This window comes from Limnoglobus sp., assembly GCF_059499385.1.
Genome location: NZ_JCABYM010000106.1, coordinates 5205 through 19499 on the forward strand (window position 1 = coordinate 5205; position 14295 = coordinate 19499).

Consider the following 14295-nt stretch of genomic DNA (forward strand, 5'->3'; position numbering starts at 1 on the left):
GAGGACCGGCGTGGAGGGCGGTTCGGCGGCGCGCTTGTGGGGCAACTGCTGGGGGGGTACCAATCGCACGCGGTGATCTCCGGCGGCTATATAAGAACGGCTCCCCGCGAATCGCCCTTCATTCCGTTCCCGTCGTTGCCGATCATTCTCGATGCCCCGGAGACCGACCGATGCTGAACCGCCGCTTCGCCGCCTTCGCGTTCTTCGCCAGCTTCGCGCCGGCCACGGCCCAGGCCCCGCCGCTGCCGCTGCCGCCGACGGCGCTGGCGAAGGCCGCGGAGGTGGTGAACCTGCCGCGGCCGGAGAACCTGGAGGAGATCGACCCGAAGACGTTGTCCGTGAAGCGGGTCACCGGTGCGTGGCAACTCTGGGCGAACGACAAACTCTTCCGCACGTTCGGCGACGCCGCCGACGACGCCAACGACGTGGCCCGCACGATCCGCGAACTCTACCCGCAACGGTGGGGGCGGATCGGCACCGACCGCGTCGTCGTCGAGTACGGGCTGACGCCGGACAAGGACCAGAACCTCGTCGCCCCGCAGGTGGCCGGGTTCGCCCGCACGTTCGTCGCGATGGACCCGAAGACGCTGAAGGTCGAGCGGGTCCGCGGCATGTGGTGCCTGCGGGACGCCGGCAACCTGTTCCTCAACTTCGGCCTCCACCGGCAGGACGCGGAGCAGGCGCTCGCCGTCGCGCGGAAGTACGGGTTCAACCGCATCGGCACGGTCGGCCGGAAGGACGCCGTGATGACATTCTTCACCCGGCAGGACGAGGAACTGGCCCTGGCCGTCGCGCGGGCGTCCGCGTTCAACCGCCCCGGCGACCCGAAGCCCGCCCCGCCGCCGGTGAGCCTCCCGGCCAACGTGACGTTCAAGATGCAAGCCGACGCGATGACCCGTACCGGCATCCCGCTCCCGGCGGTCGGGCCGCTCGGGGAGCGGAAGTTCGTGGACCCGGCGAAGGCCGAGTACGCCGGCGAGATGACGAAGATCGACCCGCGGAAGGTCGAGGCCCGGACGGAGGGCGGCGAGATCGTCCTCGCCAGCGGCCGGGAGGTGCTCGCGCGGTTCGGGATGGACGACTACACCGCCCGCGACGCCGTGCGGGTCGTCCGCGACGCCCGGCTTACGGAGTTCTGCAAGTTCGGCACGGCCGGCGTCACGTTCTACCTGTCGAACGGCCAGGCCCCGCGGAACCTGCCGCTGCACACGCTCGGCCCGCGGTTCGACCCGAACGGGCTGCGGGTGCAAGAAGCGAACCAGAAGTGGTACGTGGCGACCGCGAACAACCAACTGCTGTTCCCGGCCGGCTCCCGCCCGGAGGCGGAGGCGCTGGTGAAGGTGGTCCAGGCGTTCGGGTTCGACCAGCTCTGCACGCTCGGCCCCGGCGGGAAGCCGGCGATGGTCGTCCTGGCGAAGGCCCGCTGACCCCTACCGCCGGTCGTTCCACTCGGGCGACCGGTACTTCTCCGCCTCGATCCGCTTCGCGAGCGCCACCTCGTCCGCCGTCCAGTCGCCGGCCTGAAACTGCCACCCGAACGCGTCCCGTAACCCGTCGCGGAAGCCGGGCATCAAATCGACGACCGGCACGACCCGCCCGGACAGCTCCGCGACGCCCGGCAATTCCGGCCCGTGGCGGCTCTGCGAGAGCAGGATCGTGCCGTGCTGCAACAATGCGCCGCGGAGCTTCCGCTGCGCGCTGCCGACGACCTTCGCCCCGTTCACCAACAGGTCGCCGGGCGTGTGGTGAAGGAAGCAAAGGAAGTCGTCGAGCTTCTTCTCCTCGCCGCAGACGACGGCGTGTGCGTTCACGCCCTGCGTCTTCAGCCAGTCGCGGAGGACGTGATGCACGCGGCAAATCCACGAGTCGCCGGCCGGGATCGTCGCGGCCGCGGCCGGTAGCGCCAGCGAGTACGTGACCTCGTGCGGGGTGTGGTGCAGGATGGCCGCCCCGCCGGACGCCCGCCGCACCCACGGCAGGTCGCGGTCCACGGCCATTTTCGACTGGAAGTACCCAAGGCTGAGCGTCGCCTCCGACCAGTGGTAGAATCGGAACGACGCGACGCCGCCGTCGGCCGCGGCGTGAAGCATCGCCTCGTCGCGGGCCATCTGCTCCGGGCCGGGGGCGGTGAGCGGCGGCAACTGGCGGACGGTCGGCATGGTTCACCAGAGTAGTAGGCACACTCCGTGTGCCGTCTTCGCGAATTCGTGTCTTCGAGAATTCGCGGAAGCTTTTGCGGGCGGGCAGGTTTCGCGGAATCTCGAAGACTCGATTCCGCGGACGGCACACGGAGTGTGCCTACTACTATGTCCCTCCGTTAGAATAGAACCGACGGACCTGCCTTTCCTCGGAGTCAGGACGATGACCGACGACGTGATAGCCTCGGCCGACACCACGCGGGAGGAGCGCATCCCGCCGCGGCAGGTGCGGACGGTCAAGTGGCCGATCCTCCACGCCGGCGAGGTCCCGCCGTTCGACCCGGCGGCCTGGGACTTCACAATCTTCCCGGCCCCGCTCGTGTCGCCGCTGGCGCGGTTCACCTGGGACGAGTTCGCGAAGCTGCCGCGGGTGCGAGTCCACGCGGACATGCACTGCGTCACGCGATGGAGCAAGCTCGACAACCTGTGGGAGGGCGTCGCCACGCGGGAGCTGCTCAAGCACGTCACCGTGTCGCCGGAAGCCAAGTTCGTGATGGTCCACTGCGAGTACGGGTTCTCGACGAACCTGCCGATCGCCGACTTCTTCGGCGACGACTGCCTGTTCGCGTTGAAGCACGACGCCCAGGACCTGACGCCGGACCACGGCTACCCGGTCCGGCTGGTCGTGCCGAAGCTGTACGCCTGGAAGAGCGCGAAGTGGGTGCGGGGCGTGGAGTTCATGACCGAGGATCGCCCCGGCTTCTGGGAGCGGTGGGAGAACGGCGGCTACCACATGCGCGGCGACCCGTGGGCCGAGGAGCGGTTCCGGCCGGAGGGGTGATTCTTCCCTGGGACCGCGGGCGTCCCGCCCGCCCACCTTCCCGGCTTCTGGAACCTGTCTTGCGCGGCGGGGGCCGTGGCGGGCGGGACGCCCGCGGTCCCAGGGGTCACACGTACAAGTGGCCCTCGTGCCGGTAGCGGGGGTGGCGGGCGATGGCCCGGTGGTCGGCGGCGGCCACCGCCCGCGCCGCGCCGACGGCCGCGATCACCGCGTCCAGCGCGTCCCCGCCGGGGTTCCGCATCATGATCCGTTGGAACGCCGGCGCGATGTCTACCCCGCCCCGTAGCCAGTCGAGGATGGCGTGCCGCGTCCGTCGGCGGAGCGGCGTGAGCGGCCCGCCGGCCGGCTGCTTGTAGTTCTGGTGCGGCACCCGCACCCGCTTCAGCACGGAGCCGGGGCAGCACTCGACGACGACCCGCCGCGCCCGCGACAGCTTCCGGTACTGGAACGGCAGCACGGCCGTCCCCGGCGAGCGGCGGAGGGGGTTCACGACATCCCGCATCCCGAAGAACGTCTGGAAGATGATGCGGTAGTGGAACGTGTCGAACGGCGTGCGGGCCTCCGCGTCCGACGCCCGCAGAATGTGCTTGCGGCGGACGAGCTTCGTGGCGCGGCGGACGCACTCGAGGCCGCACCCGTAGGCGTCCTCCTCCCACGCGGCGAGGAACGCGAACTGGTCGGCCCACGGCGTCCCGCGGGGGAACAACTCGACCGGCAGCCCGAACGGGAAGTCGAACCCCCACAGGGCGGCGTCCGAGGATCGCACGAGTTCGACGAGGTACCGCAGCGCCGGCTCGCGGTCGGCCGTGCCACAGTACGCGGCTATCGATCGGAGGTCGGTCAATTTGAACCGGTGGCGCGCGGGGATGAGTTCGGCGACCCAGATGTTGTCGCCGGCCTTCCTCGCGCCGCTGAAATCGACGCCGTAGAACCGCTCGAAGTATGGCAGTTGCATGGGAGAGTTGAGCGTACTCGTGGGAGGGGTGGTTGGGGAGGTCGGTTGAACGCTTCCGACCGTCATGGCCGTAGCGTGGCGGTCACAATCGCGACTGTCTTGTGGAACCCTGAGCGGAAGCGACGGGGTGAGGGACACTGACCCACACCCCGTCGCTTCCGCTCAGGGTTCCACAAAACCGGCCATCGTTTCGTAGAAGGGGAGGAGCCGATGCGGACCGAACGCGAGAAGATGATCGCCGGGGAACTGTACGACGCGCTCGACCCGGAGTTGGTGCAGGCCCGCGAACGTGCCCGCGACCTGTGCTGGGACTTCAACGCCACCCGCGAGCGGGAGCAGGACCGCCGCCGGGAGATCACGACGCAGCTGTTCGCCCGCGGCGGCGACACCGTCTGGCTGCAACCCCCGTTCTTTTGCGACTACGGGTCGAACGTCCGGCTCGGCGAGCGGGTCTACTTCAACTTCAACTGCGTCATCCTGGACGTGTGCGAGGTGACGATCGGCGACTTCGCGTTCTTCGGCCCGGCGGTGCAAATCTACGCGGCCACGCACCCGCTGAACGCGGCCCTGCGGCGGACGCAGGAGTTCGGCAAGCCGGTGGTCATCGGGTCGGACGTGTGGGTCGGCGGCGGCACGATCATCTGCCCCGGCGTGACGATCGGGTCGCGGACGGTCATCGGCGCGGGCAGCGTCGTGACGAAGGACATCCCCGACGGCGTCGTCGCCGTCGGGAACCCGTGCCGGGTCGTGAAGACGATCGCGGAGTAGGGGCTGAAACGCCCGGCGAGCCGAACGCCGTAAGGCGTCGGGTGAGTGTAGTACACTCACCCGACGCCTTACGGCGTTCGGCTCGCCGGGAACGTCACTCGCCGGACCCGCCGGCCTTCTCCTTCAGCTTCTCACTCTCGTTCGTGACCTTGAACTCGGCCTTCAACAGCGCCAGCACCGTTTCCCGCTGCTTGCGGAACGCCTCCCGCTGGTTCTCGCCGCGGATCGCGTTCGACATCTGGGACGGGGCCATCCCGTCCAGGATGTTCTTCGCCCGGAAGATCTCCAGGTCCGACCGGTCGCGGTCCAGCAGCATCGTCACGTAGTAGATGTCGTTCGGCCGGTTCGCCTCCAGCAGCGTCGTGCCGAGCGGCTTGTCCTTCGCCTCCAGCAGGTCCGTCATCATCTTCTCGGTCGGGTACAGCAAATCCTTCTTCAAGAGGTGCTGCAACCCGAACGGCACGGCCTGCTCGCTGCGGGCCTGCACGTCGAACGGGGACGGCCGCTCCAGCCGGATCGGGGCGACCTTGTCGATGATGAAATACCGGGACCGCCCCATCGCCGCGGGGTCGTTGCCGTACTTCTCCTGCTCGAACTTGGCGTGGGCGTCCCGCGCGATCATGCTGAGCTTCGTCATCTGGTTCTCCGCGCCCTCGGCCTTGACCCGCTCGTCGATCCGCGCCTTCAGCGCCTCGGCCGCCTGCTTGGCCAACTCGCGGGCCTTCGCCCGCCGCCACGCGGCCTCGACCTTCGCCCGCGCGTCCTTGAACTCGCGGGGCGTCTTCGCCTCCTCAACGTCCGTCCGCCACACCAGGTACGTCGGCTCGCCGTCCCGCAGCGACACCGGCGCGCCGGTCATCGCGTTCGCGTCCGGGTACGGCTGCGGGTCGTAGAAGCTCAGCGCGTTGCGACCGTCGCGGGACGCGCCCTGGAAGAACCGCGGGCCGAACGGGATCGGCACGTCGCTCAGCCCGTGGCCCCGCTCCTTCTTCTCGGCCAGCACGGCGAGGCCTGGGTCGTCGCCCATCGAGTACTGGTCGTGGAACGCGGTCGAGCCGCCGGCCTTCAGGCCCCGCTCGGCCACGTACTTGTCCACGTAGCTACGCGCGTCCGACTTGTCCTTCTTCGCCCCGAGCCGGGTAAGTTCGGTCGTGAACGCCGCCAGGTCCTTCTCGGCCTGCGTCCGCGTCACGTTCTTCTTCACGTCGGCGAGCAACTCGTCCCGGACGACCGGCAGCGGCAGCGGCTTCGGCATCGCCGCCCCGGCGGCCAGCACGTCGCCGAGGGCGTTCGACCCGGCCGCCGTCCCCGGCGATAGGAGGATCGCCAGCACGCGGGCGCGGTCGTTCCGCTCGAACTGCATCGCCCGTTCCTTCATCATCACGAACACGGACGCCGGGGTGCCGTTCGTCAGGTGCGACCCGACGAGCGTGGCCAGCCCGGCCGCCACGACCTGCGGCCGGACGATGCTGTTGTCCAGCATCCGCGGGTCGCTCGGCGACTCCCACTGGTTGGTGAGCTGGAACTCGAACCGGTCCCGATACCCGGCGTAGGCGGCCTGCAACTGCGGGTCCGGGAACGTCAGCGCGACCGGGGCCGTGAACGGCGACATCGCCCCGAAGTTCAACGCCGCCAGCCGGACGCCGGCCTCGTTCAGCTTGAACGCGTCCTCGCCGAGCTTCTTGAAGTACGGCTCGGTCCCGGTCACCTCCAGCCACCCGAGCTTCAACTTCCGCGGCTCCCGGAAGCCGGGGGTCTCCTTCATCGGGTCCGGCTCGACGTTCTTGTACTTGTCGAACAGCTCCCGCAGCTCGGCCTCGGTCGGCTGCGCCGTCACCTTGTCCAGGAAGTTTTCCGCCGGCACACTCATGAGCGCGTACGTCGCGGCGTCCGTCTGCTCCTTGTAGAACTTGAACACGTCGTACGCCGGGGCCGCCGGCGGCCCCTGGCCCATCACGATCCGGAACGCGGTGCGGACCTTGAACTCGTCGGCCAGGGCGGCCAGCAGCTTGGCCCGGCTGAAGTTCGTCTTCGCGCCGAACCCCTTCTCGACGGCGTTCCACAACTCGGCCGTGAGCTGGTTGCCGAACTCCTCCTTCACCATCGCCGGGGCGTCGTCCGGCCGGATGCCGATGCCGAGCTTGTCCGCCTTGCGGAGCCACAGGTCGAACTCCAGCCGGTCCTCGTTCGTGGCGGCGCGGCCGCGGCTGCCGCCGACCTCGTAGAAGTACCCGACCCGCGTGATGAGGTCGCCGAGTTCGTCCAGCCGCATCAGGTCGGTCGCCGCCTTCGCCAGGTCCTGGTCGGCCGAACTCGCGGTCGGCGCGCCCATCAGCCCGCGGATCTGCATCTGCACCCGCTGCCGGTTGGTCTGCTGCATCTCCTGGATCGTGTTCTGCGACAGCGGAATGTTGTTTTGCTGGTAGAGCTGGATGAGCCGCATGTCGAGGTAGTTGGGCCGCACGCGGAGGAAGTCTTGCAGCGCGTCCTGCGCGGCCTTGCCGGCGGTCTTGACGTTCTCCCGGAGGTACTCGTCGAGCTGCTGCGAGATGCGGCCGTGCATCTCGACCATGAACTGGTTCGCGAGCGTGCGGTTGTCCTCGATCTGGGCGAGGTCGGCGTCGTACACCTTGCGGCCGTCCACCACGGCCAGGACTTCCTTGCCGCGGTTCTTGAAGCTGCCGAGCCAGCCGGGGATCCACTGGAAGAAGTCGCCCTGCCCGAACGACAGGACGAAGGTGAACATCACGAAGATCGTCAGGGCCGCGAACGCCGTCTTTTGGTTCCGGCGGAAGAAATCGAAGGGATTGTAGGCCATTGCCGTGCCTCAAGTTACGACCGCGGGGCCGGGCCGTGTTGTTGGCTACCGGCTTGACGGCGTGTATATCGCTGTACTACAGGTGAGGGAGTTTTTCCTTTGCCCTGGACCTACGATTGTACGAAATGCGCGGGTCGTAACAACAGCAAGATACGGAGTGACGCCGGTGCCTACCCCCCGCAAGAAGCCCGCGGCCGAGAAGAAGCCGACCGCCAAGAAGGCCCCCGTCAAGAAGCCGACGAAGAAGGCCGCGGTCGAGAGTGCGCAAGTGCCGACGGGCGTGGAGCCGGCGGCCGCGCGGCGGACCCGCACGAAGGCGGCCGCCGCGAACGGCACGCCCCCCGCGACCGGCGGCGGGCGGAAGTACGACCTCGTCATCGTCGAGTCGCCGGCGAAGGCGAAGACGATCAACAAGTACCTCGGCAGCAACTACAAGGTGCTCGCCAGCTACGGCCACGTCCGCGACCTCGCCACCAACAAGAAGGGCGTGAAGGACGAGGAAGTGCAGGGCATCAACATCTCGGACGGCTGGAAGCTGCGGTACGTCGTGGACGCGGGCAGCAAGAACAAGGTCCGCCGCGGCCGCCGCACGCAGCGCGAAATCCTCGACGAGTTGCAGGCGGCCGCGTCGAAGGCGAACCGCGTCCTGCTGGCGAGCGACCCCGACCGCGAGGGGGAGGCGATCGCGTGGCACATCGCCGACGAGTTGCAACTCGACCCGGCGACGACGTACCGGATCACGTTCCAGGAGATCACGAAGTCGGCCATCCAGAACGCGCTGGCCCACCCGGAAGCGATCAACATGGATCGCGTGAAGGCGCAGGAAGCGCGGCGGGCGATGGACCGGGTCGTCGGGTTCCCGCTCTCGAACCTGCTGGGCGAGAAGGTGCAGTACGGCCTGAGCGCCGGCCGCGTGCAGTCCGTGGCCGTGCGGCTGATCGTCGAGCGGGAACTGGAGATTGAGGCGTTCAAGAGCGAGGAGTACTGGAAGCTGACGGCGCTGCTGACGCCGGACGGCAGCGGCGTGACGTGGAAGGCGAACCCGGCCAAGAGCAAGATTTTCGCGAAGAAGAAGGTCGAGAAGCCGGAACCGGCCCCGGACGCGAAGCCGGCGGAGGGTGCGGAGGCGGAACACCATGAGGAAGAGGAAGAGAAGTCCGGCATCCCCGCGCCGCCGGTCGGGGCGTTCCTGGCGGAACTCGCGAAGTGGAACGACGCCGACGCCGCGCTGAAGTCCGAGGCGGACATCGACGCCGTGCTGAAGGAACTGGCCGGCAAGCCGTTCGTCGTCACGAAGGTCGAGCAGAAGGACCAGCAGCAGAAGCCGAAGGCCCCGTTCACGACCAGCACGATGCAGCAGGACGCGAACCAGCGGCTGCGATTTACCGCGAAGCGGACGATGGACACGGCCCAGCGCCTCTACGAAGGGGTGGAGCTGTCCGGCCTCGGGCCGACCGCGCTCATCACGTACATGCGGACGGACAGCACCCGCATCTCCGGCGACGCGCTCAACGCCGTCCGGGGGCACATCCAGGAGAAGTTCGGCCCCCGGTATCTGCCCGAGAAGCCGAACTTCTACAAGACCGGCAAGTCGGCCCAAGAGGCGCACGAGTGCGTCCGGCCGACGGACGTGGGCATGACCCCGCAGCGGGCGCAGTCGCTCGGCCTCGCCGGCGACCAGTTGCGGCTGTACACGCTCATCTACAACCGGTTCGTCGCCAGCCAGATGACTTCGGCGATCTTCGCCGTAACGAAGGTGGACATCGCGGCCGGGCCGGGGCTGTTCCGCACCACGGGGCGCATCCTGAAGTTCGACGGCTTCTTGAAGGTGCTTCCGCCGGGCAAGCGGGAGGACACGGAGCTGCCGCCGCTCGCGGAAAAGCAACCGCTAACGAAGCTCGACCTGTTCGGCACGCAGCACTTCACGCAGCCGCCGCCGCGGTTCAACGACGGGTCCCTGGTGCGAGAGTTGGAAGAGGAGGGCATCGGCCGGCCGAGCACGTACGCGAGCATCATCCAGACGATCCAGGACCGCGGGTACGTGACCGTGAAGGACCGCCGGTTCTTCGCGACCGGCCTCGGCAAGGTCGTCACGGAACTGCTGAAAGCGCACTTCCCGAAGATCATGGACTACAAGTTCACGAGCCACTTCGAGGAAGAACTCGATGACATCGAAACCCGCAAGTTCCAGTACGAGGACGTGCTGAACGAGTTCTGGGGCAGCTTCGCGAAGGAACTCGAAACGGCGAAGGGCGAGATGCCGCAGCGCCGCGGCGGGATCGAGACGGGCGAGAAGTGCCCGAAGTGCGGCCGGCCGCTGTTGGAACTCATCAGCCGCAAGACGAAGAAGCCGTTCGTCGGGTGCAGCGGCTACGCGGACGAGACGAACCCGTGCCGGTACATCGTCGGCGTCGTCGAGCCGGAGGTGACGGACATCCCGTGCCCGAAGTGCGGCAAGTTCATGCTGAAGCGGGTCGGCAAGACCGGCCCGTTCCTCGGCTGCTCCGGCTACCCGGAGTGCAAGACGACGATGAACTTCGGCCCGGACGGCGTGCCGGTGCTGTCGGCGATCGAGACGGAGTACAAGTGCGAGAAGTGCGGCTCGCCGATGGTGAAGCGGGAGGGCAGCCGCGGGCCGTTCTTCGGCTGCACGGCCTACCCGAAGTGCAAGAACATCGTGGACGTGGGGCCGGACGGCACGCCGGCGAAGCCGGTGGACACCGGCATCAAGTGCGACAAGTGTCAGTCCCCGATGACGATCAAGCGCGGCCCCCGCGGCCCGTTCCTGGCGTGTACGGCCTACCCGAAGTGCCGCAACGCGAAGGCGCTGACGGCCGAGTTGAAGGAACAGCTCAAGGACCAGATTCCGGCCCCGCCGCCGAAGAAGGAGATGCCGAAGGTCGAGATCGCGGACACGTGCCCCGAGTGCGAGGGGCCGATGCGGTTGCAGAAGTCGCGGTTCGGCGGCCGGTACTTCCTGGGGTGCTTGAAGTACCCGAAGTGCAAGGGGACGAAGAAGGTGTCGCCGGCGCTCGAGGAGCAGATTCAAAAAGCGGAAACCGAAGCCGCGCCCGTTTAGCGTGCGACCCGTCGGGTCGCACGCTAAACGGGTCGTCGCGTCGGGTACGGCACGACGAACGGCCACGCCTGCGGTTTGAACCCGGCGCCGATCGGGTTGTTCTCGACGTACCGGATCGTCCGTAGGATCGCCTCCTCGTCGAACAGGTACACCACCCACCACTTCCGCCCGAAGCAACACGGAACGGTCCCGTCTTCTTCCTGGTGCTTCAAGAACGGGTGGACGCACTCGCCGACGAGCTGCTTCGTCGCGTCCCCCTTCAGCAAGTTCGCCACGTACTCGATGTCGTAAGTATGCCGCGCCACCACGAGGTGGAAGTGGTCCGGCATCACGGACGCGGCCCACATCGTCGCGTTCGACTTCTCGACGTACACGCCGACGCCCCGCATGATCGCGCGGGCCTGCACGCCGTTGAACAACACGGGCGGGTACTTCAACTTCTTCTTCGCCGCCAGCCGCCGCTTGCGGTCGTGCGGCACGCGGGCGACCGACCGGTGCGTCGTCACCTTGGTCGCGGGTCCGAACTCGTGCAGGTCCGGGTTCCGCACGACCTCCGACCACGACCCCCGCGGGTCGTTCGGCAGCCAGAACCCGTACGCGCTCACGATCAGGTGGTACGCCAGCACCGGACGTTTCCCCTGCATCGCGTTCTCCTGTAAGATCAACTCCGACCCCAAGCATACCCGCCCGCCCGGCCTGTTCAAGTGTTTATCCCGGAGTGCCCCCATGCGTCCGATCGCGCTCGCGCTGCTGTTCGCCGTCGCCCTCGGGTGCGGCAAGAAGGGGCTGCCCACAGCGACCGTCGGCAACCAGACGCCGGTGTCGAAGGTCAACCTCCGCCGCCCGGTCGAGCTGACCCGCACGCAGCAGAAGATCATCGTCGCCACCGTCGAGCAGGTCGGCGCGCTGGAGGCGAAGCAGACGACGGAGATCGCCGCCGGCGTGTCCGGCGTCGTGGACGCGGTCCTGTTCGAGGAAGGCGACGTGGTCGCCCCGGCGAGCAAGACGCCGCTGGTGAAGATCGACCAGGAGAAGTACACGACCGCCTACGACGCGGCCGTGTCGTCCGAGGCCGCGGCGAAGGCGAACTACGACCGCGCCAAGGACGTGTCCGACCGGTCGAAGGGCGGCGGGTTCTCCGAGGCCGAGCGGCGGCAGACGGACGAGATGATGAAACAAGCCGAGGCCCAGTTCTTCGTCGCGAAGTCGAACCTCAAGCTCGCGAAGCACAACCTCAACCGGTCGTCCGTGCCGGCCCCGTACCGCGGGCAGATGAACCAGAAGAAGATCACCCCCGGCAGCTACGTGAAGGAGGAGACCGTCATCGGCACGATCGCCGACCTGAGCGAGATCCGCGTCGTCGGGTTCGTGCCGGAGTCGGTCGCCCCGCTCATCCGCGACCGGATGGAGCAGCGGCCGAAGGTCGTCGCGGCGAGAAGCATCGCCGCCGCGCTCGCCGGGGCCGACGGCGGGTGGGGCGGCGTCGCGTCGCGGCTGCTCGTCGAGGCGAACCAAGTGCCGAGCGGGTACGACCCGGAGTTCAGCGTGCCGTCGCTGCCGCGGCGGACGTTCCGCGGGCAAATCTTCTACATGAGCACGGTCGCCGACCCGACGACGCACATGTTCGAGTGCAAGGCCCGCATCGACGGGACCGACCCGCACTTCGCGGCGCTCAAGCCCGGCTTCACCGCCCGCATCCGGTTCCCCTACGAGAGCACGCCGGACGCCGTCGTGGTTCCCGAAGAGTCGGTCCGGGCGACGGAACGCGGGTTCCTCGTGTTCGTCGTCGAGAAGCGGCCGGGCAAGGACGGCCAGGCCGAGTGGGTGGCGAAGTCCCGCCGGATCGAGCCGGGGGCGCGGTCGCCGGGCTGGGTCGAGGTGAAGGCCGGGCTGTCGCCGGGCCAGTGGGTGGTGCAGCGTGGGGCGGAGGCGCTCGACGACGGCGTACCGGTCCGCGTGCCGGACGACCAGCTCAAACTCCTGGACGCGAAGTAATGCCGTTCCAGTCGAACCCCGCGCTGGAGGCGGCCGTGATCGCGGACGCGCACTCGGACGTGCCGCGGCTGGTGTACGCCGACTGGCTGGACGAGCACGGCGACGACGTGCGGGCCGAGTTCATCCGCATCCAGTGCCGGCTGCACGAGGTGTCGCCCGCGGACGAGGAGTGGATCGACCTGACCGAGCGGCAGACCGAGCTGTGCGAAATCTTGCAGGCGGGCTACGTCGGCTTCCCCGACGTTCCGAAGGAGCTGGACGAGCAGACGCACTTCACCGCCAGCGCCTACACCGGTTCCGAAGTCGCCCGCGGCCGGTTCGAGCGTGGCTTCCCATACCTGGTCGACCACACGACGCCGCTCGGCCGGCCGGGGCCACCGATCCCGACGCCCGAGGAGTTCGCCGTCTTTCTGAAACACCTACCGAAGCTCGTGGCCGCCACCACCCTCCGCGCCCTGAGCGTGGGTAACCTGCCCTCCGGCCTGTTGGGCGACTTGTTGAATCATCCCGCCTTTCAGGAGTTTACCGGGCTGACGCTGGGCTTTAGTTACCTGTCGCGTGACGACCACGAGGCGGTGTTCGACGCCCTTGCGAGCGGCACGGCAACCCGCAACCTTCGACAGTTCCGACTGCACGGGGGTGTGCCCGCTAGGTCGCTCAAGTTGTTGGCGCAGGCGGACGCGCTGGCGGGCGTCCGGCGACTCTTCCTCCAGGGCTTCGGCGGGACGGCCGCCGACGTACGGCGGCTCGTTGCCGGTCCCTTGTTCCAACGCCTCCGCCACTACGAGAGCAACTGGCTGTCGTTCAAGGAGTCGAAACCGCTTCTCGACGGCCTCGCCAAGTTGCCGCACCTACACACCCTGGAACTGCCCCAAGGCGAGCACCTCGCGCGGTCCGGGTTGACGGGGCGGGCGTTCCCGGCGCTCGGCCGACTGATCGGCAGTCTCGCGCCCGATGCCCACGCCCTCGGTGCCTACGCGAAGGCCAAGCTCCCGCACCTCCGGGTGCTCGACGGGTCACGCGGGGGCATGAAGAACGCCGAGTTCGCGCAGCTCTCGCGTTGCCCGTGGTTCGAGCAACTGTTGTCCCTCGACGTCAGCTCGCATCAGATCGGTGACAAGGGCGTCCTCGCCCTCGCGACTCATCCCGTCGCCGTCACGATCCGCAGGCTGTACCTCGGCGACAACGCCTTCGGCAAGAAGGGCCTGCTCGCGTTCGGCACGCGGTTCCCGAACCTGACGACGCTGCACTTGGGGTCGTACCTGAAGCGGCGGGCGACCGAGGCGGACGTGGCCGAGTTCTTAGCGAAGGTCGAACTGCCGGGGCTGCGGGCGCTCGACCTGATGAATTGGCCCGTCGGCCCGTCCGGCGCGAAAGCGCTGGCCGCGAACCCGGCGTTCGCGAGCCTGTCGCGGCTCGGGCTGTGCGACTGCAAGATCGGCGACGCCGGGGTGAAGGTGCTGCTCGCGTCGCCGCACCTGGGCAATCTGCGGTCGCTGAACCTGGAGAACAACGGCGTGACGAAGGCGGCCGAGGGGTTCCTGAAAGCCGGGGCGCTGCCGGGCCTCCGCTACCTGGACTTGCAGGACAACAAGCTGCCGAAGGCCGTGCGGGCGAGGTTCTACGCGACGGATTTACCGTTCGTCGTCCGGTTGCCGCGGGATTGAGTGGCCAACGTTATATAGCCGCCGGCTTGCCGGC

At 68.3% G+C, this 14295-nt stretch carries 10 protein-coding genes; 6 read left to right on the plus strand and 4 right to left on the minus strand.

Going from position 1 to position 14295, the window contains the following annotated elements:
* The first annotated feature begins 170 nt into the window (after positions 1–170).
* Positions 171–1427 (plus strand): hypothetical protein, encoded by a 1257-nt coding sequence (locus tag AC5JJ2_RS18060; protein WP_495859418.1) that lies wholly within the window; start codon positions 171–173, stop codon positions 1425–1427.
* A 3-nt stretch (positions 1428–1430) separates the two neighbouring features.
* On the opposite strand, the gene AC5JJ2_RS18065 is transcribed toward AC5JJ2_RS18060, so the two are convergent.
* Positions 1431–2159, minus strand: coding sequence for a lipoate--protein ligase family protein (locus tag AC5JJ2_RS18065; protein ID WP_495859419.1), 729 nt, complete (start codon positions 2157–2159; stop codon positions 1431–1433).
* 202 nt (positions 2160–2361) lie between these two features.
* On the opposite strand from AC5JJ2_RS18065, the gene AC5JJ2_RS18070 reads away from it, so the two are divergent.
* Positions 2362–2979: a sulfite oxidase-like oxidoreductase gene (locus AC5JJ2_RS18070; RefSeq protein WP_495859420.1), complete on the plus strand. Its 618-nt coding sequence runs from the start codon at positions 2362–2364 to the stop codon at positions 2977–2979.
* 106 nt (positions 2980–3085) lie between these two features.
* Here the strand turns inward: AC5JJ2_RS18070 and AC5JJ2_RS18075 are convergent, their stop codons facing one another.
* Positions 3086–3934 carry a DUF429 domain-containing protein gene (locus tag AC5JJ2_RS18075; RefSeq protein ID WP_495859421.1) on the minus strand — a complete coding sequence of 283 codons (849 nt, stop codon included), beginning with the start codon at positions 3932–3934 and terminating at the stop codon, positions 3086–3088.
* 210 nt (positions 3935–4144) lie between these two features.
* Here AC5JJ2_RS18075 and AC5JJ2_RS18080 point away from each other — a divergent pair, with 210 nt between their 5' ends.
* A complete protein-coding gene (locus AC5JJ2_RS18080) occupies positions 4145–4702 on the plus strand; it encodes a sugar O-acetyltransferase (protein ID WP_495859422.1) in 558 nt (185 codons plus the stop codon).
* Between the two features lie 94 nt (positions 4703–4796).
* Here AC5JJ2_RS18080 and AC5JJ2_RS18085 read toward each other — a convergent pair whose 3' ends face one another.
* Positions 4797–7520 carry a hypothetical protein gene (locus AC5JJ2_RS18085; protein WP_495859423.1) on the minus strand — a complete coding sequence of 908 codons (2724 nt, stop codon included), beginning with the start codon at positions 7518–7520 and terminating at the stop codon, positions 4797–4799.
* 166 nt (positions 7521–7686) lie between these two features.
* On the opposite strand from AC5JJ2_RS18085, the gene topA reads away from it, so the two are divergent.
* A complete protein-coding gene (topA, locus tag AC5JJ2_RS18090) occupies positions 7687–10599 on the plus strand; it encodes a type I DNA topoisomerase (protein WP_495859424.1) in 2913 nt (970 codons plus the stop codon).
* A 23-nt stretch (positions 10600–10622) separates the two neighbouring features.
* Here topA and AC5JJ2_RS18095 read toward each other — a convergent pair whose 3' ends face one another.
* Positions 10623–11243 carry a transposase gene (locus AC5JJ2_RS18095; RefSeq protein WP_495859425.1) on the minus strand — a complete coding sequence of 207 codons (621 nt, stop codon included), beginning with the start codon at positions 11241–11243 and terminating at the stop codon, positions 10623–10625.
* 82 nt (positions 11244–11325) lie between these two features.
* Between AC5JJ2_RS18095 and AC5JJ2_RS18100 the strand changes: the two genes are divergently transcribed.
* On the plus strand, positions 11326–12594 hold the full coding sequence (locus AC5JJ2_RS18100; RefSeq protein WP_495859426.1) for an efflux RND transporter periplasmic adaptor subunit: 1269 nt from the start codon (positions 11326–11328) through the stop codon (positions 12592–12594).
* The gene (locus tag AC5JJ2_RS18105) at positions 12594–14261 is read left to right on the plus strand and encodes a TIGR02996 domain-containing protein (protein WP_495859427.1); all 1668 of its coding nucleotides are present in this window, start codon (positions 12594–12596) and stop codon (positions 14259–14261) included. Before AC5JJ2_RS18100 ends, AC5JJ2_RS18105 begins: the two co-directional genes overlap by 1 nt.
* Positions 14262–14295 lie beyond the last annotated feature (34 nt).

Bases quoted from the DNA above. Each gene is read 5' to 3' on its own strand.
- AC5JJ2_RS18060 (WP_495859418.1), top strand. From the start codon at position 171: ATGCTGAACCGCCGCTTCGCCGCCTTCGCGTTCTTCGCCAGCTTCGCG.
- AC5JJ2_RS18065 (WP_495859419.1), bottom strand. From the start codon at position 2,159: ATGCCGACCGTCCGCCAGTTGCCGCCGCTCACCGCCCCCGGCCCGGAG.
- AC5JJ2_RS18070 (WP_495859420.1), top strand. From the start codon at position 2,362: ATGACCGACGACGTGATAGCCTCGGCCGACACCACGCGGGAGGAGCGC.
- AC5JJ2_RS18075 (WP_495859421.1), bottom strand. From the start codon at position 3,934: ATGCAACTGCCATACTTCGAGCGGTTCTACGGCGTCGATTTCAGCGGC.
- AC5JJ2_RS18080 (WP_495859422.1), top strand. From the start codon at position 4,145: ATGCGGACCGAACGCGAGAAGATGATCGCCGGGGAACTGTACGACGCG.
- AC5JJ2_RS18085 (WP_495859423.1), bottom strand. From the start codon at position 7,520: ATGGCCTACAATCCCTTCGATTTCTTCCGCCGGAACCAAAAGACGGCG.
- AC5JJ2_RS18095 (WP_495859425.1), bottom strand. From the start codon at position 11,243: ATGCAGGGGAAACGTCCGGTGCTGGCGTACCACCTGATCGTGAGCGCG.
- AC5JJ2_RS18100 (WP_495859426.1), top strand. From the start codon at position 11,326: ATGCGTCCGATCGCGCTCGCGCTGCTGTTCGCCGTCGCCCTCGGGTGC.
- AC5JJ2_RS18105 (WP_495859427.1), top strand. From the start codon at position 12,594: ATGCCGTTCCAGTCGAACCCCGCGCTGGAGGCGGCCGTGATCGCGGAC.